We start from the raw sequence: 20,672 nt of genomic DNA on the forward strand, positions 1-20,672 counted from the left end.
AACATGTGATTTCCATAATCTCTGTGGATTGGAGAATATTTGCCCATCGAAACCAGCCATCTCCAAAGGGGAATGCCATGTTCAGTAAGGCAGTAGCTCTCGCACTTATCCCGGTGGGTACCGCATTGCTGGCAGGCGCAGTCCTGCCCTTCCAGGCCGCCAGTAACGCAGCCGTGGGCCGAGCGTTAGGGCACCCGCTTTGGGGGGCGTTAACGTCGCTGTTCGTCAGCGCCGTTGTGGTGGTGATTGCGCTGTTAGTTCTGCGTGTATCTGCGCCTGATGTCGGCAAGGCTTTGCAGGGATCCTGGTGGTTATGGATCGGCGGCATTTTGGGCGCCGTGTACGTAGGCAGCGCAACGGCCATCACTCCCCAGTTAGGGGCTAGCGGTTTTCTATTGCTCGTCGTAGCGGGACAAATTTTGGCTTCCGTCTTGGTTGACCATTACGGACTCATGGGACTCCCCAACAAACCGATCACTTTCACTCGATTGGCAGGCGTCGTGCTCATCTTTGGTGGTGTGTTGCTAGTCCAAGGCATCGGCACGCCAACGGTTGAGAACAGCGCTACCCAAATCAGCAAGTAACCCGCCTTACCCGTTATATGAAAAGCCGCAACGCAACCGCAACTTTCTGACTCACGATAGGAGAAACAAAGATGAACTTCGTAAAACTTCAGTTCAGCGACGGCCGTTCCGATGTTGAAGGTATCGATAGCGTCAACGCTGTCTTGCGCAGCGTAGGTGTGCGCGCCAGCACTGTCTCCATTCCCGAAGAAGCCAAGCCGATTCTCAAAGCCTCGCTGATTAACGCCATCAGCGAAGAAGATCAAAACAAGCTGCTTTCGATATTCAGCCTTAACCGTACTGAACTGCTGGAGCAAATCCACCTCGCAGGCCGTACTCCTGAGGTACACCGTGGTGGCTACCTGGGTACTCGCGAGGGAGATACAGCGCCCTATCCAAAGGTCTACGACATGAAAGCCATGACCCCAGAGATGCGGACATGGGCTCTGAATCGTTATGGTCGTCTTCATGTAAACACTTCGGACAACGGAGCGGGCATTGATGAAGTGATGACGGTGGTCTCCGGCGGTGCTTTCACCTGGATGTTTGTATTGCCCGATGGTGTCCTTGCGCGTTTGACCGTGCATGAGATCAATCCCGAAGGGCCTGCCGTGCGCCTCAGCTATCCTGGCTTTGGCATGCACGCCGGCTACATGGATCCGCACCAGGGCGTAATTGTTGCTTATGCCCATGGGCCGGAAAGCTTCACCATTCGCTTCGATGAACCCAGCGTGCCGCATGCCGAGTTGCTCGATACCAATCCTTGGGTCGACTTCTCGGGTGAGGTGCCTCAACTGTTTTCCAAGATCAGCTAAGTCGTCGAGCTTGGCGCACGCATCGTGGAGAGTACCCAGCTAAAGATTTGAAACGGGTGGGCACTCAAAATCAGTGATCCGATAGGAGTGATCGTTATGCGCAGTTTTTCAATTCAACATATAGACCATGTCGTTTTACGAGCGCAGGACATCGAGCGCAGCCTGGCCTTTTACACCTCGGCACTGGGATGTGATGTAAAAAAGCGCCGTGACGACCTTGGCATGATTCATCTGAGCGCAGGGACATCAATGATTGACCTGGTTGATGTGAACGGGCCGATCGGTCGTCAGGGTGGGCAGCCGGCGGGTAAGCAAAGACACAACGTCGATCACTTCTGCCTTCGGGTTGAGCCGTTTGATGAACAGGCCATTCTCCGCCACTTGGCTGATGCCGGTGTATCCGCTGAGAAGGCAGTGATGCGCTATGGAGCAGAGGGAACAGGTTTGTCGATTTATCTCAATGACCCTGATGACAATCAAATCGAGTTGAAAGGCCCTGCTCTGCAATCCTGATGAAATCCGTCAGGTCGAGGCGCATTTAACTAGCAGGAGCAAAAAGGATGACAATCGAGCCGTTCAACACTGAACGTTCTGAGTTGACTGAACAGAAGGATATCGAGTTAGTCGCGATGGAGCGCAACCCGGCTGCTTTAGCTTGATGTCAGCTTGGCTGAGAGCAGTTGAAAACTGCTTCCCGCAGCCAGCGATGTGCGGCATCACCCTCTTTCCTGGAGTGCCAAGCCTGCTGATAGGCGAATCGGGGGATCTCAAAGGGCGGGTCGAATTGCCGTAGAGATTTGTGGTTTCGCATCGGGCCGACCGCGCGACTGGCAACCGTAAGAATCAAATCAGTACCCGCCAGTACTTCAACCGCAGCGCTCCAGTGGGGCAAAGCCAAGGCAATGTGACGCTTTAAGCCTCGGGCGGCCAACGCCTGCTCGATCTCGTCATTCGCATCAGGGCGAAGCGCGAGCATTACATGCGGGCGAGAGAGCCAATCGTTCAGTGAAAGACCGCCCTGCGCGGGTAATACTTTTTTATCGGCGAGACTGATGAATCCTTCGGAAAAGAGATCTTGAAGCGCAATGGCATCCGGAACCTCGGGAAAGATGCCCAGTGCAAGGTCGAGCTCGCCATCCAAAAGCTGAGAAATCATCATTTCTCGACTTGCCTGGCTGATAGCCAAATCAATACCAGGAGCTTCTTGACGAACCTTCTGGGTAAGCCGAGGCAGAAGGATCCGCGCTGCATAGTCCGAAAGTGACAATCTGAAACGGCCCTTTGCCGTTGATGGCTCAAATGACGGAGCGCCCAACAGCGAGTTCAAGTTGCCCAAAGCATCCTGAAGCGGCTGAGCCAGCGCTTGTGCCCTCGCCGTTAAAACCATGGACCCGTTTCGCCGTATGAGCAAAGGGTCATCGAAATGGGCTCTGAGCAACGCGAGAGCGTGGCTGACTGCGGGCTGACTTTTATGCAGCCGGACAGACGCTCGCGTGACGTGTTTCTCGGCCAATAACGCATGAAGCGTTACCAACATGTTGAGGTCAATTCTGCGCAGCTCATCCATTGAATGAATACTCGAGTCGAAAAGCAGTGGCTTTCATCAACTTACCACATGAACAGTCGCACCCGCCGAGCGCTGATCGGCATGTTTAACGGAGAACTTTATGCCAGACAAAACAGCCCTTTATCTTTTTCTACCCATGCTGACAGCGTTCATGGCGGGCACGCTGATTCCGGTACAGGCCGCTAGCGGTGCAACGCTGGGACGCATGCTCGGCCATCCTTTGTGGGGAGCCGCCGTCGCGCTCAGCACTGGCGTCGTTGCGATATTGGTAGTGGCCACCCTTATGCGCTTACCCGTGCCTAAGTTCCAAAGTGCAGTAAGCGGCCCGTGGTGGATGTGGATCGGTGGTTTGACAGGGGCCGTTTACGTGGCTACTTCCTTAGCGCTACTTCCAAAAGTCGGAGCAAGCGGTTTCCTTCTGTGTGTAATAGCCGGTCAGATGATTGCTGCAATGCTACTCGACCACTTTGGCCTGCTTGGATTGACGGCAAAGCCAGTCAGTTTTGGGCGCCTTTTGGGTGTGGGAATCTTGCTGTTTGGCCTCGTCGTAGCACAGTTCAGCAATTCTGGTGTTTCACAGGCTGTGTCGAACGACAAAGAAGTGCTGACAGAGCAAGCGTCGAATAGAAATACGTTGAATTAACAAGGATACAAGGGACATCGCTTGAGTCGGCTGGCGGCTGTACATCCAGCTAATCGAAGCGGCCTGCTCCTAGCGTCCGCTTTGGCCGCTTTCTGCCGGTGCTGACCGGCAGCTTCACGCCTGTTTTTGCCTAGTTATGCCTTCGCTCGCTACGCTTTCACACAGCCCGGATCGAACCAGTCCAACAAATCCAGGCAATTGCCAGCCAACGACGCTGGCAGGCGTTGGCCGTCAGTCGAGCATGTGCTGTTGGTATGAAGTTGAGTGATCTACGCGGCGCCTTACAGTAAGTTAAATTACTGCGGCTTGTAGATTAATGAAGTGCCAAAATACCAGAAGGCAGCTTCAAGTGGCTGGTGTTGACGAGTTCAACTCGTACCGCGTTTTTTGCACCACAATGACACCAGAATGCCTGTGGCAATCGACACCAGTGGAATGCTTGAAGCAACGCCCAGTGTTGGAAACACCAACAGTATTTGCGAGTCGTTACCGCCGAGCATCATCGAAGCCCCAATCCCCATCAAAATACCCGCCAACAAATGAACGCCAGCTTTTGATGGGGTAAAGGCCTCGAAACAGAACGTTTTCCTGTACAGGGTAAAACTCAACATGCCTGCCAGCAACATAACAAACACCGCAATACGCCGGGCGCTGATTGCCATATCGGCTTGCCAGAACATCTGCGAAACATTGTAAAAGAACACACTCGGTGTCCATAACGGCTCGAACGTATAGAGCGCACTCGTCAACGCACCCAGCAGCATACTGGAGAGAACCAGGTGTTTATTACCATGTATGCCGACCAAAAATATCAGCACCAGCGCCACTACACCGATCAACAGCCAGTAATGGCGGCTGGAAATTTCCGGCATCAGAATGGTCTTCTGTTCGGGCATCATGCGCATGTAATACCAGAGCACGATCCCCAGGACCCAGCCGATCATTGTGAACAGTTTATTGAAATTGCCACAGGCAAACTTGGTCAGCGTGCCTACGCTGCAACCGTTGTTCAGCACCGATGCCACCCCGAACAACAAGCCTCCCGAAACCAGTAAAGGATAGGAAATACCAGGCGAGTACAGCGGCAGGCTGACCTCGGAGAAACGATAGAGCGGGGCCAGCATCAACCCGAACAATCCACACGATGTCAGTGCGACAAACAACGTCGGGCGCCCCGCCAGCAATTGTTCGCTCGCTTTGACAAGACACATACCCATGCGCTGCGAAACCCAGCCAATCAGGAACGCTAATACCAACGCCATCAGTAGAGAGAAAACCATGTTCGTGCGCCACTGCTGATTTGGATGGACCGGGCCTCACTAGGCATTAGCGTAGCTCTCGATCAGGCTACCTGTGTATCTGACACAGCCGTCAGCTTTGCGTCGTTAGAGGCCCTTCATGACAGGCAACTATCGGTATGAAGGCAAAAGTAGCTGGTAGCGCTGTAGCGAATCGGTATTGCGCCGGACATCAACGCCAGACGGATGACTTATCGGGTATCGCTCGATACCCTTACCTCCCCGTCGCCTGACGGTTTCCCGGTCAAATCCCATTTCGCCCAGACGAGCATGTCATGAAATCCCCCGCAGGTTTGCTGCTGTCGGCTATCGAGTTGGACCGTACCAGTGCCATTCCCCTGTACCGCCAACTGTATCTGCAGATTCGCAAACAGATACTCAACGGCAGAATCCAGGGGGGCGTGCGCCTGCCGTCGACCCGGACCTTGAGCAACGAGTTGGGGTTGTCGCGGATCACCATTCTCAATGCTTTCGATCAACTGATTGCCGAAGGTTTCCTGGCCTCGCGCACTGGCGCCGGTACGTATGTCGGCACTGAGTGGGAAAGCCGGGGTATCGAGGATCAGCAACCGCGCCAGCCACCGCGCCTGTCCGACCTGAGCCAGTCGATGCTGTCGCTGCGCAGCGATCATTTTCGCGGGGTGTCCTATGCCGACTGGGACCCCGCGACCCCGACCTCCTTCCTGCCCAGCCACAGCAGCTATGACGCATTCCCGCAGGCGATCTGGCGGCGCCTGATGAACCGTCATCTGCTCAAGCCAACCAAGGCCATTCTGGGTTATGGCGAGTTGCAAGGCTTGCAGGCGTTTCGCACAGCGATTGCCGAATACGTCTTCGATGCGCGTGGCATCGACTGCAATGCCGGGCAAGTGGTGATCGTTTCCGGCGCGCAGCAAGCGTTCAACCTGCTGGGCATGCTACTGCTCAATCCGCAGGACAGCGTCTGGATGGAGGACCCGGGGCACATCGCCGCGCGCATTGCGTTGCAGGCCCAGGGGGCTCAGGTGATTCCGTTGCGTATCGATGAACAGGGGATCGATGTCCAGCAAGGCCTGACCGAGTGCCCTGATGCCCGCCTGGTGTTTTGTACGCCTTCGCGCCAGCATCCTTTGGGTGTCACCCTGAGTTATGCGCGGCGCCAGGCACTCATCGACTGGGCTGCGCAGCATCAGAGCTGGATCATCGAGGACGATTGCGACAGTGAGTTTCGCTACAGTGGCCGCCTCCTCCCGGCGCTGTATGCCATGGACCAGATGGCCCGGGTGATCTACGTCGGAACGTTCAGCAAAGTGCTCTTTCCGTCACTGAGACTGGGTTACGTGATTTTGCCGCAGGCCCTGGTCGAACCCTTTTGCACCCTGCGCGCGGTCATGGATCGCAGTCCGCCTACCCTGCTTCAGGCGACAACGGCAGACTTCATGATCGAAGGCCACTTTCTGGGGCACATCCGCCGCATGCGTGCGCTGTACAAGGCGCGCCAAGAGGCCTTGATCGAACAGATTGAAAAGCAGATTGGCAGCTTTTTCAGGATCACTCCGACGGATGCCGGCATGCACCTGATCGCCTGGCTGCCCCCTGAACTCAGCGACACTGACATCGCCCGGCAACTGGCCCAGCACAACATCCACACCTACGCCTTGAGCGACTACCGCATCAAGCATGCCCTGCCGCCGGCCCTGTTGATCGGCTTTGCCGGCACGCCTGAAAACCAGGCCCGGGAACGTGTAGAAGCGCTGGCCCAGGCCTTGCGCACATTGGGTTATCTGCCGCCGACCACTTGATGCGAGGCAAGTGGTCTTATCAATTAACTGATAATGGATCTATCGAGAGTTCCTGACTGGCGCGATAAAGGCTGCGCCGGTAGACCCGGTGTCTGAACCAGGAACGACTCTAATGAACAATAAGATCCAGGAACGATTCAACGCCTTGCTGAGCCATAAGGTGGTCGAACACGGGGCTGTTCCCGTGCTGACGGACGCACTGGCCCGGCGGTTACTTGAACGTCTCGGGCAATTGCGCCTGTTTGCCCACGCCTACCCGCTACTGACCAACCTCACCCACGGTCGTGTCACCCCTGCCGACCTGCTGGACTTCGCCTATCGCCACGAGCTGCAAGGCCTGAGCCTGCACTTGCTCGACGGCGAGGAATACAGCCTGAGCCAAATGTCACCCGCGCAGCTCCAGGCGTTTGCCGCCAAGGCCAAAGCGCTGGGGCTGGATGTGCACCTGGAAATCAGCAGCACGCTGAAAAAGGATGTCGACCAGGTGATCGCCATCGCCAGGGCCCTGGGGGTGCGCAACATCCGTGTTTACTCACGTTATGAGGGCACGCTGTCGCGGGTCATGGACGTGATCGAGACCGACCTGCACTACCTCGCACAACAGGCCGACGCACACGATCTGTACTTTGACTTCGAGCAGCATGAAGAACTCAAAAGCGGCGAAATCGCGCAACTGCTCAACCGCCTCAACCACCCTCGCCTGCATGCCCTGTTCGACTTTGGCAACATGATCAATGCCTGCGAACAGCCCCTGCAGGCCCTGCGCAATCTGGCGCCGCACATCCGCCAGACTCACCTCAAGGGTGTGCGCATCGTCCCCGAACAAAACGGCTTCGGCCATTACGGCGTTTTGCAGGGCAGCGACGAGGACGATCTGCCCAGCGCCCGCATGCTGTTCGAGCTGTTGATGCTGGGCGAAGCAACCCCGCAGGTGATCGCGTTCATCCTCGAGCAGGAAAACCACTACGTGGCCCCGGCCTTCCGCCAGAGCACTGAGGCGGCCGATCCCTTCATTGCCTACCGGGAGATGAGCGAAACGCCGCTGCCGAACGGCTACTCCCTTGAGCGAATGCTGGCCGACGAACACCGCTGGGCGAACAACCAGGTTGCCTATGTCCGTAGCCTGCTGGCCGAATTACGCACCCTGTCCGAACTGACCCTGGCCACCTCTTCCAACGCCTGAACCTGACGACCCGACTACGCCCGGAGAACAATAATGACAACTCAAAACAAGGCCAAATGGCTCAGATTCCTGATCCTCATCCTCGGTGGCGGCACCATCTACAAGCTGGCGAACCTCAAGGACGCCTTCTATGTACCCATGCAGGAATTCATGGGCTTGAGCCACACTGAAATCGGCATGCTGCTCAGTGCCAACGCGATCATCGCCACCGCGCTGTTTGTGGTGGGCGGCCTGCTCGCCGATCGCTACGACACGCGCAAACTGATTCCTCTCGGCCTGATCGGCACCGGTGGCCTGGGGTTGTACCTGGCGACCTTTCCGCCCTTCAGCAATTTGCTGATCGTGTTCAGTCTGTTGGCGATTTGTGCCGACTGCCTGTTCTGGCCATCGCTGCTCAAAGCCATCCGCAACCTGGGTGACGATCAGGAGCAAGGCCGGTTGTTCGGCCTGCTCGAAGGCGGGCGTGGCGTGGTGGATACACTGGTGGCCTTTTCCGCCCTGGGCGTGTTCGTCGCCATGGGTTCGGGCGAAACCGGCCTGAAGTCGGCAATCCTGTTTTATTCGGTCATCGATATTCTGGCCGGCACCCTGACCTGGTTCCTGCTCAAGAGCGGCAGCGCGCAGTCGGTGGCCAAGCCGAAGAACGGTCTGGCGAACCTGATGGAGGCGATCAAGGTTCCGGGAATCTGGCTGGTCAGCCTCAACGTGTTCATGGTCTACATCGTCTACTGCGGCCTGACCTACTTCATTCCCTACCTCAAGGAAATGTACGGGTTGCCCGTGGCCTTGGTGGGCGCCTACGGCATCATCAACCAGTACTTCCTGAAGATCCTCGGCGGGCCTGCCGGCGGTTTCATTGCCGACAAGCAGTTCAAGAGCACCAGCCGCTACCTGAAGTGGGCATTCCTGGCGCTGTTGCCACTGATGGGCGTGATCATGCTGATTCCGAAAAGCCCGGGCTTCATCTATGCGGGCATGGCCGCCACCCTGTCCTTCGCCCTGATTGTGTTCTCCATGCGCGGCGTGTTCTGGGCGCCCATGGGTGAAGTCGGCATTCCCCAGCACATCACCGGCTCGGCCTTCGGCATCGGTTGCCTGATCGGCTACGCGCCCGGCATGTTTGCCTACGTGATCTATGGCGCGATCCTCGACCACTTCCCCGGTCAACAGGGTTACAACTATGTCTTCACCTTGATGAGCATACTGGCCATTGTGGGCTTCATGGTGTCCAGCCTGCTCTATCAAGCGGTGCGCAAAAAATCCATGGCCACTGGCGGGATGAGCGCGGCGCAAGCCTGATCATCGCCATGGACTCAGGGAGGAGGAATCGTCTAACACGCCGATCCCTCCTCCTGGCCACAACGCCGGAATGAACCGGCGCTGACTTACGCGCAATCTGGATAACGCGTTACCGCAACGGAACGCTTTTTCATCTTATGGCGACGCACCGGCTTATGGAGCGACCGTGGGCGATTCACTTAGCGCCATGCTATCAAGCAACGTCAAACAAACAACGCCAAAAACCCAGTCATTTAGCGAACTCCTCGCGCCTGGAATTTTTTCATGGCGTGAAGTGTAAAGTGCAAAAGGTGTCCTAGACTACAGGCTTAAATGCTTTGATTTCTTGAATTCTTCACCGCTGCAACTACTGGATTTTTATATGAATTCAGACAGTCTTCAGACGCAGCACTGCCTTTATAGAATGCCCTCTATCGACCCAAGAGCGGGATGCAAATATGAATAGTGATTCCGTAGCGGGCTCTCGATTCAGCGTACTTGATGGATGGCGCGGCATAAGCATCTTGCTTGTCTTGGCGTGCCACCTGCTACCACTTGGCCCAAAGCCTTGGCAATTTAATGCCGCCGCAGGCGTTATGGGAATGGCTATATTTTTTACGCTATCGGGTTTCCTGATAACAAACTTTCTACTCAACAACAGCAGCGTCGTTGATTTTTTAATCCGCAGAATCTTTCGGGTTGTGCCGCTCGCCTGGTTGTACATGCTCATTGCTTTACCTGTCATGAACAGCACTCCGGATTTCTACATCGCAAACTTTCTGTTCGTTGCCAACTGGCCGCCCATGTGGCTTGGCAGTGTAAACGGCCACCTATGGAGTTTGTGCATGGAGGTCCAATTTTATTTCGCCATCGCTTTGCTGGTAGTTTTGATGAGAAACAAGTGGATACTGCTAATTCCTTGTCTCTGCATCGCCGTCACGATGTACCGGGTCATGAACGACGTCCAGGTCGCAATCAATACTTATTACCGCATTGATGAAATACTTTCCGGATGCATACTTGCACTGATATACAACAATAGACTGGGCAACATCCTTGCGAAACTTCCGACACAAACAGGGATCGCACAAATATTTTTATGCCTCCTGTTTATCGTGTCCTGTCATCCCGATGCGGGCTTCATGAACTACTTCCGCCCCTATCTTGCCGCAGCAATGGTGGGGAGCACGTTACTCAATAGCCAGACACCCGTTGCCCAGCTTCTGAATAATCGCGTTCTATTTTATATCGCCACCATCTCGTACGCTCTCTACGTTGTTCATCCGCTGCTAATACATACTTGGCTGGGCAGCGGAGATACCGTCATAAAATACTTGAAGCGCCCTTTGTTGTTCGCCGCCATTTTTCTCACCGCGCATATCTCGACCTTCTATTATGAAAAATGGTGGATTGCTTTTGGTAAGAGATTTTCCAAGAAAGTAACTAGCCAATCTGTTACATCGGCCGGTTGAATCCACAGCCGATTGCGGTCCTTCACGATAGGAAGCAATTCGGCCAAATGCGGACGGTCGTCCCCGCTAAAAAGCCTGTACTTCGGAAGATGTTTTTTTGATAGATGTCAGGCTTTTTCACCAACTCACATACAGACCTCCTCAAAGTGCTGAATGAGATTTCGGCATTGATGTCCTTCGCCCGGCTGATCATCGGCAGCTACCGCCACACGCAAACGCATGCAGCCGTGGTTAAAGCTACCGCCTGCCCTGCCGATAACTTCGGCCATGGACTTGTGTACCTCCGGTACAACGGTCATGACTGACCTTGCGACCCATGCACTCTACCGCTTGGCCGCGTCATTTAAGGAGAAGTGACTGTGATCATTGGTATTGACCTGGGCACCACCAACAGCCTCGTGGCTGCATGGGATGGTGAACAGGCCCGGATACTCCCCAATGCCTTGGGCAACCTCTTCACGCCGAGCGTCGTGGGTCTCGATGATCATGGCCAATTGGTTGTCGGGGATATCGCTCGCGAGCGGTTGCACACCCATCCGCAACTCACCGCGTCGCTGTTCAAGCGCTACATGGGCAGCGCCCGTGAGACGCGGCTCGGTGGGCGCGCCTACCGCGCGGAAGAACTGTCGGCGATGTTGCTGCGCAGCCTCAAGGCCGACGCCGAGCGTGCCTTGGGCGAGCCTATTCACGAAGCGGTGATCAGCGTACCTGCGTACTTCAGCGATGCTCAGCGCAAGGCGACACGGGTCGCTGGTGAGCTGGCCGGGCTGAAAATTGAAAAACTGGTCAACGAACCGACCGCCGCCGCATTGGCCTACGGCCTTCAACAGCGAAACGAAACGACCTTTCTGGTGTTCGACCTCGGTGGGGGCACCTTTGACGTATCCATCATGGAGCTGTTTGAAGGCGTCATGGAAGTTCGCGCCAGCGCCGGCGACAATTTCCTCGGCGGTGAAGACTTCGATGAGCTGCTCGTGGAGCATTTCATCGCAAAAATCGGCGCCGCCGACTTGCCGGACACGGCCCTCCCTGCCATTGCACAACGGTTGCGGCGTGAAGCGCAACGGGTTCGCCATGTGCTGGGACAGGCACAGACCGCACGCTTTACCCTGCGCGAGCAACCGCGCGAGTGGAGCATCGAACTGACCCAGGGCGACCTTGCGGACATCTTCCGTCCCTTGCTGGATCGCTTGCGTGCGCCGATCGAACGCGCACTGCGCGATGCGCGGATCAAAGTCGCGGACCTCGACGAGATATTGCTGGTGGGCGGCACGACGCGTATGCCGCTGGTGCGCAAGCTGGTGGCGGCCCTCTTCGGGCGAATCCCGTCGATGCAGCTCAACCCGGACGAAGTGGTCGCGCAGGGCGCGGCGGTCCAGGCGGCACTAATGGCGCGTCATGCTTCCCTTGAAGAAGTGGTGCTGACCGATGTATGCCCCTATACCTTGGGCATCGAAACGTCGGTTCAGGTGGGGGCGGGTTTTCAAAGCGGCCACTACCTGCCGATCATCGAGCGCAACACGGTGGTGCCGGTGAGCCGTTCCCGCGTTGTGTCCACTCTTACTGACAATCAGAAAGTGGTCAGTCTGGGTATCTATCAGGGCGAAAACCGGCTGGTGAGTCACAATATTTTCCTGGGGCAGTTGGAAATCGCCGTGCCGCCGCGCAAGGCCGGTGAAGTGACCCTGGAGGTGCGCTTCACCTATGACAACAACGGTTTGCTCGAGGCGCAGGTGCACCTGCCCATCAACGGCGAAACCCGCAGACTGGTCATCGAGAACAACCCCGGCGTACTGGCCCCAGAAGAAATTGCCCAGCGGCTCGCCGCCCTCGAAACGCTCAAAGTGCACCCCCGCGATCAGCAGATCAATACGCTGCTGCTGGCCCGACTGGACCGCTTGTATCAGGAAAGCCTGGGCGATGGCCGGCAGCATATTGCCGGGCTGGCGTCCCATTTTCAGCAAATGCTCGACACTCAGGACGAACGTCAGATACGCGAAGCCCGTAGCGACATTACTCAGCGCCTGGGTCATTTCGAGCGAGAGGTTTAAGCCCCCATGAACCATTGGCAAGTACTCAGCCTGACGCCGAACGCGGACGAACGCAGCATCAAGCGAGCCTATGCGCGCTTGCTCAAAACCCATCGTCCAGACGAAAACCCTGATGCGTTCCAGCGCCTGCGTGAAGCCTATGAAGCTTCGCTGGCCGAGGCTCGCTGGCGCGCGAAGGCGGATGAGGAAATCGTTGATGCCCCGTTAGCTGTAAGCGCACTCGACCCGCAATGCCCCCAGGCGGACGAAGTTCCTTCGCTGGCCATCCCGGTGGACAGCGTCGATAGCTCAACCCGTCCTCCAGAACCGTCTCTTGAGCAGATGCAGCAGTGGCTGGCCGACGGTAAAGACCGGCAGGTAGTGGACGCGCTGCGCGCCTGGCTGGCCAGCGACTGGCTTGTATCCTTCGAACACCGCCAGCGGTTCGAGCAAGATGTATTGGCTTGGCTCGAGTCCGCCCCGCATTGGTCGCCAGCGTTCTTCGATGGCGTGTGCCAGATCATGGGATGGGACGAAAAACAGGGCACGTTACCGTGCGAATACTGGCGTTGGGACAGGCTGATCCGGCGGTGCGAGGTGCAGGCCATGGAGGCAACCGTGCGCGGCGAGCTGGCCAGATTCGATGCCGAGAAAATCCACGGGCAGGCCGCCGCCTTGCTGCTCAAACCCATGAGTGACCGCCACCGTCGTGCAATGGCCGATTACTTTACCAGCCTCGACTGGCAACGCTTTTCACAGCTCGCCCAGGACATTGAATACCAATACCCCGAGGTGCCCCAACGTCTCGGGTTGCAGCCACTGGACAACTGGCGGGACTGGTTGCCGGCCACCCACTATGCAGGGGTCCACCTGTTCTTGTGGCTGGCGCTCTCTGCTTTACTGGTGGTTTCGCTGCTGGCCGGCTCGTCGAAAAGTATCGGGTTGGTCACCTTGGTCCTGATGCCGATCTTCATGATGGCGGTGATGTGGGTCGGCCTGAAGGCTTACCAGGTGTGGGCCATGGTGGCCGTGAGGCTGGGGCAGCTGGATGTGCTGCTCAGTGGATGGTTACTCCCGCGGGGTTGGTATCGGCAAGGCGCCGGGCTCTTGGTGCTGCGCCACATCCTTCCCAGTGCAATACCGGCAGTCGTGGCGTACGCCTGGTCCGATCATGTGCTGTGGCTGCAGTGGATGAGCCCCGTGGTGGTGTTCCTGGGCACGATTTATTTCACCAATGCTGCGCTGAGCGGCGGACTGCTCTCGTTGCCCGCTCGGGCATTACGAGCCATCAAGCTGAAAGTCGATCGGTTGCCCTGGCACGTGCTCAAGCGCGAAGGTGTTCTCGTTTTGGTGGCCGTGGCGGCGATGGCAGGTTGGATCTATTGGCATATGAAACCAGTGGTTTAGGGTCACGCAGGGCGCAGACAGATGACGCGAATGGGATACCCTTTTGACCCGGTTGCAAAACGCTCAGGGAGAGCACCATGCCTGCACAAATCCAACTATCAGAAAATGTAACTGAAGCAGAGCGCCTAGCCATTCTGACCCCGCTGCTGGCTCATAACCTGACTAACGGCGGAGACGACGCGCATGAAACATTTGCTCTGCTGCTACGAGCCCCTGACAGGGACGAAGTCATTGGCGGGCTGTACGGGAAGATCTCCTATCGATGGCTACTCATCGATCTTGTCAGTGTTCCTGAACAGATGCGGGGCCAGGGTATCGGGGAGCGGTTAATGCGCATGGCCGAAGATATCGCGCAAAAGAAGAACTGCATTGGCATTTGGCTAGAGACCTTCAGCTTTCAAGCGCCAGGTTTTTATCGAAAACTTGGGTACTCCGAGTTCGGACGCTTGGCAGATTACCCACCAGGACATACTCGACTCTATTACCAAAAGACGCTGTGCTAGCAGCGCTTTGAGTTGATTTTGCTCTCGTAGATCCCAACGCCCGATGATGTGTATCTCATGCAGCTTCGGCTAAATCGTTCAGCGGGCGTTTCGTAGTTTGGGGGCTGCCGGAGAAGATGTCCGGCCTAGACTCGCTCATCCTTGCAGCCCTGCCATACTGTTCAACATGACCAGAGCAACCTTCCGCTTCTACGAGGAGCTCAACGATTTCCTGCCGGCCGAACGGCGGCGGCAGTCCTTCACTTGCGAGTGCGCGCGAGCGGCGACGGTCAAGCACATGATCGAGGCGCTCGGGATACCGCACACGGAGGTCGAGTTGGTGCTGCTCAACGGCGAGTCGGTGGGCTTCGAGCGGGTGATTTTCGACGGTGACCGGCTGGCGGTGTATCCCAAGTTCGAAGCGCTGGACATCAGCCCACTGCTCAAGGTTCGTGCGCAACCTTTACGGGTGCTGCGCTTCGTCGCGGATGCGCACCTTGGCGGGCTGGCCAACCTGCTGCGCATGAGCGGCTTCGACACCCTCTACGACAATGGCTTCGAGGATGCCGAGATCGCCGAGATCGCTGCGCAGCAAGGACGCATCGTGCTAACCCGCGACCGCGAACTGCTCAAGCGACGGATCATCAGCCACGGCTGTTACGTGCATGCCCTGAAACCGTCGCTGCAGCTGCGCGAGTTGTACGAGCGCCTCGACCTGGCGCGTAGCGCGCGGCCATTCAGCCTGTGCCTTCATTGCAACCTGCCGCTGCACGAGATCAGCCCGGAACTGGCCCGGGCGCAGGTGCCGCCACGCGTTGGCATCCTCTATTCGCACTTCCTGCGCTGCGACGCCTGCCAACGGGTTTACTGGGAGGGTTCGCACTGGCGCGGCATGTGTGCACTGCTGGCACCTCTGCTGTACCGATAGCCGAGCGCATCGGCCCGCCTCTACGACTTGAAGCGCCCCACCAACCCGCTCAGTTCATTCGAGAGGTGTGAAAGCCGGCCTGAGTCTTTTTGCGCAGCGCTGGCCGGGCTTTCCAAACGCCAAAAACACCGATAATGTAACAAGAACTACAAAATAAATAGCGCTCTCTACATGAACAACTGGCTGACACTGATTCTCGCTTTACCCACGGCGAATGCCACCGAGCGCATGCGAGCCTGGCGCGCTCTGAAAGCCTCAGGTGCGGCAGTTTTGCGCGATGGTGCCTATCTGTTGCCTGATACCAGTGTCTGTCGCGATGCTCTGGCGTCTGTCGAGCGCGACATCCTTTCTATCAATGGCACTGTTTACATCCTGCCCGTGGTCGATCCGGAGGGTGAGCGCTTTGTCGAGTTGTTCGACCGTAGCGATGACTACAGCAAGCTACGCGCAGAGATTGAAGAGTGCCGTGGGCAGCTCAATCCTGAAAACGCATTGGCTACCACCAAGCAAATTCGCAAGCTGCGCAAAAACTACGATCAGCTCACCCACATCGATTATTTTCCAGGTAAGCCCAAGGAGCAGACTGATTCAGCCTTGCAGGCGCTTGAGACGGCTGCCAGCAGGGCGTTGTCTGCGGATGAACCCCATAGCCGCGACGAGCCCATAACGGCACTCAAACGTGGCGACTATCAAAGTCGTATCTGGGCAACACGTAAGCGTCCGTGGGTTGACCGTCTGGCTTGCGCCTGGTTGATTCGGCGCTTCATTGATCCTCAAGCTCGGATCCTCTGGCTGAATACTCCACATGACTGTCCGGCAGACGCGCTGGGTTTCGACTTCGATGATGCGACCTTCAGTCATGTCGGCAATCGCGTGACCTTCGAAACCCTGCAAGCCAGTTTTGAGCTTCAAGAGCCCGGCCTGAACCGCATCGCGGCCTTGGTGCACTACCTCGATATCGGCGGCATTCAGCCTTTGGAGGCGGCCGGCATCGAGCGCGTGCTGGCGGGATTGCGCGAAACCATTACCCACGACGACCACTTGCTGGCTGCTGCCAGCGCCATCTTCGACGGCCTGCTCGCCGAGTTTGTGAAAGAGGAACAACCCAATGCGTAAGGTGTTGGCATCAACGGCTGAAGAGGATCTATCGAGGCCGGAGGCGATCAGCTTGCGTGAGGCATTCTGGTTCTGGTTGAAGCTCGGCTTCATCAGTTTCGGCGGGCCAGCAGGACAGATTTCGATCATGCACCAGGAACTGGTGGAACGTCGGCGCTGGATCTCCGAACGACGCTTTCTCCATGCGCTCAACTATTGCATGTTGCTGCCTGGGCCAGAGGCTCAGCAATTGGCGACCTACATCGGCTGGCTGATGCATCGAACCTGGGGCGGAGTGATCGCCGGAGTGTTGTTTGTGCTGCCCTCACTGTTCATCCTCATCGCTTTGTCGTGGATGTACATCGCGTTCGGCGAAGTGCCTGTGGTGGCCGGCCTCTTCTATGGGATCAAGCCTGCCGTGACGGCCATCGTGGTGCAGGCGGCACACAGGATCGGCACTCGGGCGCTGAAGAACAATTGGCTGTGGGCGATAGCAGCAGCTTCATTTACCGCGATCTTCGCGTTCAATGTTCCTTTCCCGCTGATCGTATTGGGGGCAGCGTTAATCGGCTATGTCGGAGGGCGTCTGGCGCCTGAAAAGTTCAGAACCGGGGGCCATAGCGCTGCCAAAAAGTCCTTCGGCCCAGCCTTGATCGATGACGACACCCCGTCCCCGGAACATGCCCGGTTCAGCTGGATGAAACTGGCGCTGCTGGCCCTTATCGGCGCAGCGCTGTGGGCGTTGCCGATGGGCGTCCTGACCGCGCTTTTTGGCTGGGAAGGTACCTTGACCCAGATGGGCTGGTTCTTTACCAAGGCAGCGTTGCTGACTTTTGGCGGAGCCTATGCAGTCCTCCCGTATGTCTATCAAGGTGCGGTCGGTCATTATGGCTGGCTTACCCCGACCCAGATGATCGACGGTTTGGCACTGGGGGAAACCACACCAGGGCCGCTGATCATGGTGGTGGCCTTCGTCGGCTTTGTGGGAGCGTACGTCTCACAAGTGTTCGGCGCCGATCATGTATTTCTGGCCGGGGCTGTCGCGGCCACCCTGGTGACATGGTTCACTTTCTTGCCCTCGTTCCTGTTCATCCTCGCCGGTGGCCCGCTGGTGGAATCGACCCACAACGAACTCAAGTTCACTGCACCGCTTACTGCAATCACAGCGGCGGTGGTTGGAGTGATCCTCAATCTGGCCTGTTTCTTCGGCTATCACGTGCTGTGGCCGAAGGGCTTCAGCGGCAACCTCGACTGGCCCTCTGCACTGATCGCCATTTTGGCGGCAATTGCCTTGTTCCGCTTCAAACGGGGCGTCATTCAGGTGCTGATGGCTTGCGCGCTCGTCGGCTTGGCGGTGCATCTGCTGCGCTAGAGAGGATGTATCGGTCGACGTTTACGGACTCAAGCAACGGAACAAACGAAAACGGGCGCCTTGTCGGGCGCCCGTTTTGTTCAGGATTGCGTGCTGCGGGTTTTGGTCGCTTGCAGCCTTTTCACCCACTGCTGAACGATGCAGACCATCGCAGCCAGCAGCTAAGCTTTATCAGGAGGCCTTCGCGAAACCCTGAAAAGTCAGGAGGCAAACAATGAGCAAACAACCTCAACCCCGGAGCCGCTCCAACCCCCAACCCAGATCTCGCCCGGTAGTGCCTGCCCTGACCAGTAAGACAGGCACCCAGTCCGGGGGCTTGCGCGGTAACTACCCACCGAAGAAGTCCAATTGAGCTCAAGCGTGTGGCAGACTTTGCAGTTGAGTCTGTTGGACTTCCCCATCAACCCTTATGGCTGATCAGTGCGAGATTTTCGATACCGATGTCCCGGCTTTGCTCAACCCTTTCGTGTTGTGATCGCCTGGTGTCGTGGTCGAGACTGCTCTGGCTTTGGCCACGCCGCGAGTGTCTTTGGAATGGGCGATGCCTGAAGTCGCTTGGCCATGACCGCGATCACTATTGCTATCTCTGCCGTAGTGGTTTCCGCTTTCGCCATGGTCGCGAACAGCTTTGCCGGCGTGATCGCTGGCCAGTCCATTGCCGCGGCCGTTGCTGTTAGTACCGCCGGAGTGATCTGAACCGCTGTGGCCGCCGCCTATACCGCCGCCGTGGCCACCGCCATTACCCCCTCCGTTTCCGCCCCCATTACCACCACCGTTACCACCACCACCACCACCACCACCACCACCACCACCACCGTCTTTCGCATAGGCGGAGTTCATGATGGACAGGTCAGCAGGGAGTAATGGGGCGGCCGCAAGCATCAGGGCGCAGGACATTACAGCAATGAGACTCTTATTCTTTAAAAGCATGATTGCTTCCGTAGGGTTGGTTGATATCGCGAGTCTTATGACGCATTAAGCCCCAGACAGTTCAAGTCCTGCGACCGACGGATGCTGCCAGCGCTAGCGTGCCGCGCTCCGGGTACCCGCGAACGCACTCGTGCCAAGCCAGCGCCACAAACTTTCCGCATCCTTCACCGCGCCATCTACACGCAGCTCTCGCGACTGAAGAACCTCCCGCGGTGTGCGGTCGCCCGCCCACACCTCGGTCAACGCGCGCACGCTGGAGTCCACGACGAGCGTCAGTTCGCGTCCGGGGTCGTCGCGGCACAGGTCTGCCACACCCTGTTCAACCACGAGCCACCACGCTTGCTCGCCGGGTCGCGCGTCGTGGAACTTGAAGTGGATGACCACCGGTCGGGACGGGAACGTTTCGATGCGCACGAACCGGCGTACGTCCCACATCAGCAGGCCCGCGTCGAGTTCGTCATCGCGAAGGCGACTGCCGATCCAGCGCGCGCCCCAATGCCCTAGCGCCATGATGATGGGGCGCAATTCCTCGCCCGCCTCGGTCAGGCTGTACTCCCAGACTTTGCCGGTGGCCGTGCGGTGCACGACGCCGATTTCTTCCAAATGGCGCAGACGTTGTGCCAGCAGGTTGGTGGACATCCGGGGCACGCCGCGGTGCAGTTCATTGAAGCGCTTGCTGCCGCACAGCAACTCCCGCACGACCAAAGGTGTCCAGCGCTCGCACAGGGCTTCAGCACCGCGCGCGACCGTGCAGAACTGACCGTAGCTTTCGTCCATTGCCTTGGCTCCGCAATTACAACGCTTCAGATTCTGAACTAGCCCCGCCACTTCGCCACGCGCACGCTGAAACCTCGAAAGCCAAATACCAAAGGAGCACGCCATGACCAAGGTAGCCATCATTCAGCGCGCGCCCGTGCTGCTCGATCGCAGCGCGACAATCGCCCGGGCCGTGCAATCGGTTGCTGAGGCTGCGGCAGCGGGAGCCTCGCTGATCGTTTTGCCCGAATCGTACATTCCCGGTTACCCCTCCTGGATCTGGCGGCTGGCGGCGGGAAAGGACGGGGCTGTCATGGGCCAGTTGCACACGCGGCTGCTGGCCAACGCCGTCGATATCGCGAACGGTGACCTGAGCCAATTGTGTGAGGCCGCCAGGGCTCACGCCGTGACGATCGTGTGCGGCATCAATGAATGCGACCGGCAAAAGGGTGGCGGCACGCTCTACAACAGCGTAGTCGTTATCGGCTCGAACGGCGCCGTGCTCAACCGACATCGCAAGCTGATGCCAACCAATCCCGAGCGCATGGTGCATGGCTTCGGTGATGCCTGCGGGTTGCGCACGGTCGATACACCCGTCGGCCGCGTGGGCACGCTCATCTGCTGGGAAAACTACATGCCGCTGGCACGCTATTCTCTGTATGCCCAAGGGGTGGAAATCTACGTCGCCCCCACGTACGACACGGGCGAAGGCTGGATCAGCACGATGCGTCACATTGCACTTGAAGGCCGCTGCTGGGTGCTCGGCAGCGGAACCGTGCTGCGCGGCAGCGACATCCCCGACGACTTCCCGGCGCGTGCGCAACTGTTTCCCGATCCGGAGGAATGGATCAACGACGGCGACTCGGTGGTGGTCAGTCCTCAAGGCCGGATCGTGGCCGGTCCGTTACACCGAGAGGCCGGCATTCTGTATGCGGACATCGACGTCGCACTCGTGGCGCCAGCGCGGCGGGCACTCGACGTCACTGGGCATTACGCGCGCCCGGACATTTTCGAACTGCAGGTGCGGCGCACGCCTGCGACTGCGGTGCACTACATTGACGAATGAGGTCCG

The 20,672-nt window shown here is 57.7% G+C and carries 19 protein-coding genes; 15 read left to right on the forward strand and 4 right to left on the reverse strand.

The genetic code is table 11. The annotated features are described in order from the left end of the window. Positions 1–77: 77 nt before the first annotated feature. The 3 genes from ACYZTZ_RS16735 (at position 78) to ACYZTZ_RS16745 (ending at position 1,891) form a co-directional block, all read left to right on the forward strand. Positions 78–584, forward strand: coding sequence for a DMT family transporter (locus tag ACYZTZ_RS16735; protein ID WP_461999040.1), 507 nt, complete (start codon positions 78–80; stop codon positions 582–584). Between the two features lie 71 nt (positions 585–655). Beyond that, on the forward strand, positions 656–1,378 hold the full coding sequence (locus tag ACYZTZ_RS16740) for a hypothetical protein (RefSeq protein ID WP_461999041.1): 723 nt from the start codon (positions 656–658) through the stop codon (positions 1,376–1,378). A gap of 96 nt (positions 1,379–1,474) precedes the next feature. Next, positions 1,475–1,891, forward strand: coding sequence for a VOC family protein (locus ACYZTZ_RS16745; RefSeq protein ID WP_461999042.1), 417 nt, complete (start codon positions 1,475–1,477; stop codon positions 1,889–1,891). 148 nt (positions 1,892–2,039) lie between these two features. Here ACYZTZ_RS16745 and ACYZTZ_RS16750 read toward each other — a convergent pair whose 3' ends face one another. Further along, entirely contained in the window at positions 2,040–2,945 is a 906-nt protein-coding gene (locus tag ACYZTZ_RS16750) for a LysR family transcriptional regulator (RefSeq protein WP_461999043.1), read from the reverse strand. 100 nt (positions 2,946–3,045) lie between these two features. Here ACYZTZ_RS16750 and ACYZTZ_RS16755 point away from each other — a divergent pair, with 100 nt between their 5' ends. Next, positions 3,046–3,588 (forward strand): DMT family transporter, encoded by a 543-nt coding sequence (locus tag ACYZTZ_RS16755; RefSeq protein WP_461999044.1) that lies wholly within the window; start codon positions 3,046–3,048, stop codon positions 3,586–3,588. Positions 3,589–3,956: 368 nt separating this feature from the next. Here the strand turns inward: ACYZTZ_RS16755 and ACYZTZ_RS16760 are convergent, their stop codons facing one another. Continuing rightward, the gene (locus tag ACYZTZ_RS16760; RefSeq protein WP_461999045.1) at positions 3,957–4,868 is read right to left on the reverse strand and encodes a YeeE/YedE thiosulfate transporter family protein; all 912 of its coding nucleotides are present in this window, start codon (positions 4,866–4,868) and stop codon (positions 3,957–3,959) included. Positions 4,869–5,161: 293 nt separating this feature from the next. Here ACYZTZ_RS16760 and pdxR point away from each other — a divergent pair, with 293 nt between their 5' ends. The 10 genes from pdxR (at position 5,162) to chrA (ending at position 17,914) form a co-directional block, all read left to right on the forward strand. Continuing rightward, the gene (pdxR, locus tag ACYZTZ_RS16765) at positions 5,162–6,667 is read left to right on the forward strand and encodes a MocR-like pyridoxine biosynthesis transcription factor PdxR (protein ID WP_461999046.1); all 1,506 of its coding nucleotides are present in this window, start codon (positions 5,162–5,164) and stop codon (positions 6,665–6,667) included. 112 nt (positions 6,668–6,779) lie between these two features. Beyond that, positions 6,780–7,850: a sugar phosphate isomerase/epimerase family protein gene (locus tag ACYZTZ_RS16770; protein WP_461999047.1), complete on the forward strand. Its 1,071-nt coding sequence runs from the start codon at positions 6,780–6,782 to the stop codon at positions 7,848–7,850. A 33-nt stretch (positions 7,851–7,883) separates the two neighbouring features. Further along, a complete protein-coding gene (locus tag ACYZTZ_RS16775; protein WP_461999048.1) occupies positions 7,884–9,149 on the forward strand; it encodes an MFS transporter in 1,266 nt (421 codons plus the stop codon). Between the two features lie 437 nt (positions 9,150–9,586). Further along, complete coding sequence (locus ACYZTZ_RS16780) at positions 9,587–10,600, forward strand: acyltransferase family protein (protein WP_461999049.1); 1,014 nt, start codon at positions 9,587–9,589, stop codon at positions 10,598–10,600. Positions 10,601–10,959: 359 nt separating this feature from the next. Beyond that, positions 10,960–12,651, forward strand: a complete 1,692-nt coding sequence (locus ACYZTZ_RS16785) for an Hsp70 family protein (RefSeq protein ID WP_461999050.1) — start codon at positions 10,960–10,962, stop codon at positions 12,649–12,651. A gap of 6 nt (positions 12,652–12,657) precedes the next feature. Further along, positions 12,658–14,037 (forward strand): J domain-containing protein, encoded by a 1,380-nt coding sequence (locus ACYZTZ_RS16790; protein WP_461999051.1) that lies wholly within the window; start codon positions 12,658–12,660, stop codon positions 14,035–14,037. Between the two features lie 77 nt (positions 14,038–14,114). Next, positions 14,115–14,540 (forward strand): GNAT family N-acetyltransferase, encoded by a 426-nt coding sequence (locus tag ACYZTZ_RS16795; RefSeq protein WP_095133258.1) that lies wholly within the window; start codon positions 14,115–14,117, stop codon positions 14,538–14,540. A gap of 166 nt (positions 14,541–14,706) precedes the next feature. After that, the gene (locus ACYZTZ_RS16800; protein ID WP_056743834.1) at positions 14,707–15,447 is read left to right on the forward strand and encodes a Mut7-C RNAse domain-containing protein; all 741 of its coding nucleotides are present in this window, start codon (positions 14,707–14,709) and stop codon (positions 15,445–15,447) included. Positions 15,448–15,618: 171 nt separating this feature from the next. After that, on the forward strand, positions 15,619–16,563 hold the full coding sequence (locus ACYZTZ_RS16805) for a chromate resistance protein ChrB domain-containing protein (protein ID WP_461999052.1): 945 nt from the start codon (positions 15,619–15,621) through the stop codon (positions 16,561–16,563). Continuing rightward, positions 16,556–17,914, forward strand: coding sequence for a chromate efflux transporter (gene chrA / locus ACYZTZ_RS16810; RefSeq protein WP_461999053.1), 1,359 nt, complete (start codon positions 16,556–16,558; stop codon positions 17,912–17,914). The genes ACYZTZ_RS16805 and chrA overlap by 8 nt, the downstream gene beginning before the upstream one ends. A 417-nt stretch (positions 17,915–18,331) precedes the next feature. Here the strand turns inward: chrA and ACYZTZ_RS16815 are convergent, their stop codons facing one another. Both ACYZTZ_RS16815 and ACYZTZ_RS16820 read right to left on the reverse strand, forming a co-directional pair. Next, on the reverse strand, positions 18,332–18,844 hold the full coding sequence (locus ACYZTZ_RS16815; RefSeq protein ID WP_461999054.1) for a hypothetical protein: 513 nt from the start codon (positions 18,842–18,844) through the stop codon (positions 18,332–18,334). Positions 18,845–18,937: 93 nt separating this feature from the next. Further along, positions 18,938–19,621 (reverse strand): winged helix-turn-helix transcriptional regulator, encoded by a 684-nt coding sequence (locus tag ACYZTZ_RS16820; protein ID WP_461999055.1) that lies wholly within the window; start codon positions 19,619–19,621, stop codon positions 18,938–18,940. Between the two features lie 103 nt (positions 19,622–19,724). On the opposite strand from ACYZTZ_RS16820, the gene ACYZTZ_RS16825 reads away from it, so the two are divergent. Beyond that, on the forward strand, positions 19,725–20,666 hold the full coding sequence (locus ACYZTZ_RS16825) for a carbon-nitrogen hydrolase family protein (protein WP_461999056.1): 942 nt from the start codon (positions 19,725–19,727) through the stop codon (positions 20,664–20,666). Positions 20,667–20,672: the final 6 nt, after the last annotated feature.

It is taken from the genome of Pseudomonas sp. LB3P58, from assembly GCF_054897895.1.

What these genes read in the sequence shown, in the direction of transcription:
- ACYZTZ_RS16735 (WP_461999040.1), top strand. Translation starts at nt 78, where the DNA reads ATGTTCAGTAAGGCAGTAGCTCTCGCACTTATCCCGGTGGGTACCGCA.
- ACYZTZ_RS16740 (WP_461999041.1), top strand. Translation starts at nt 656, where the DNA reads ATGAACTTCGTAAAACTTCAGTTCAGCGACGGCCGTTCCGATGTTGAA.
- ACYZTZ_RS16745 (WP_461999042.1), top strand. Translation starts at nt 1,475, where the DNA reads ATGCGCAGTTTTTCAATTCAACATATAGACCATGTCGTTTTACGAGCG.
- ACYZTZ_RS16750 (WP_461999043.1), bottom strand. Translation starts at nt 2,945, where the DNA reads ATGGATGAGCTGCGCAGAATTGACCTCAACATGTTGGTAACGCTTCAT.
- ACYZTZ_RS16755 (WP_461999044.1), top strand. Translation starts at nt 3,046, where the DNA reads ATGCCAGACAAAACAGCCCTTTATCTTTTTCTACCCATGCTGACAGCG.
- ACYZTZ_RS16760 (WP_461999045.1), bottom strand. Translation starts at nt 4,868, where the DNA reads ATGGTTTTCTCTCTACTGATGGCGTTGGTATTAGCGTTCCTGATTGGC.
- pdxR (WP_461999046.1), top strand. Translation starts at nt 5,162, where the DNA reads ATGAAATCCCCCGCAGGTTTGCTGCTGTCGGCTATCGAGTTGGACCGT.
- ACYZTZ_RS16770 (WP_461999047.1), top strand. Translation starts at nt 6,780, where the DNA reads ATGAACAATAAGATCCAGGAACGATTCAACGCCTTGCTGAGCCATAAG.
- ACYZTZ_RS16775 (WP_461999048.1), top strand. Translation starts at nt 7,884, where the DNA reads ATGACAACTCAAAACAAGGCCAAATGGCTCAGATTCCTGATCCTCATC.
- ACYZTZ_RS16780 (WP_461999049.1), top strand. Translation starts at nt 9,587, where the DNA reads ATGAATAGTGATTCCGTAGCGGGCTCTCGATTCAGCGTACTTGATGGA.
- ACYZTZ_RS16790 (WP_461999051.1), top strand. Translation starts at nt 12,658, where the DNA reads ATGAACCATTGGCAAGTACTCAGCCTGACGCCGAACGCGGACGAACGC.
- ACYZTZ_RS16795 (WP_095133258.1), top strand. Translation starts at nt 14,115, where the DNA reads ATGCCTGCACAAATCCAACTATCAGAAAATGTAACTGAAGCAGAGCGC.
- ACYZTZ_RS16800 (WP_056743834.1), top strand. Translation starts at nt 14,707, where the DNA reads ATGACCAGAGCAACCTTCCGCTTCTACGAGGAGCTCAACGATTTCCTG.
- ACYZTZ_RS16805 (WP_461999052.1), top strand. Translation starts at nt 15,619, where the DNA reads ATGAACAACTGGCTGACACTGATTCTCGCTTTACCCACGGCGAATGCC.
- chrA (WP_461999053.1), top strand. Translation starts at nt 16,556, where the DNA reads ATGCGTAAGGTGTTGGCATCAACGGCTGAAGAGGATCTATCGAGGCCG.
- ACYZTZ_RS16815 (WP_461999054.1), bottom strand. Translation starts at nt 18,844, where the DNA reads ATGCTTTTAAAGAATAAGAGTCTCATTGCTGTAATGTCCTGCGCCCTG.
- ACYZTZ_RS16820 (WP_461999055.1), bottom strand. Translation starts at nt 19,621, where the DNA reads ATGGACGAAAGCTACGGTCAGTTCTGCACGGTCGCGCGCGGTGCTGAA.
- ACYZTZ_RS16825 (WP_461999056.1), top strand. Translation starts at nt 19,725, where the DNA reads ATGACCAAGGTAGCCATCATTCAGCGCGCGCCCGTGCTGCTCGATCGC.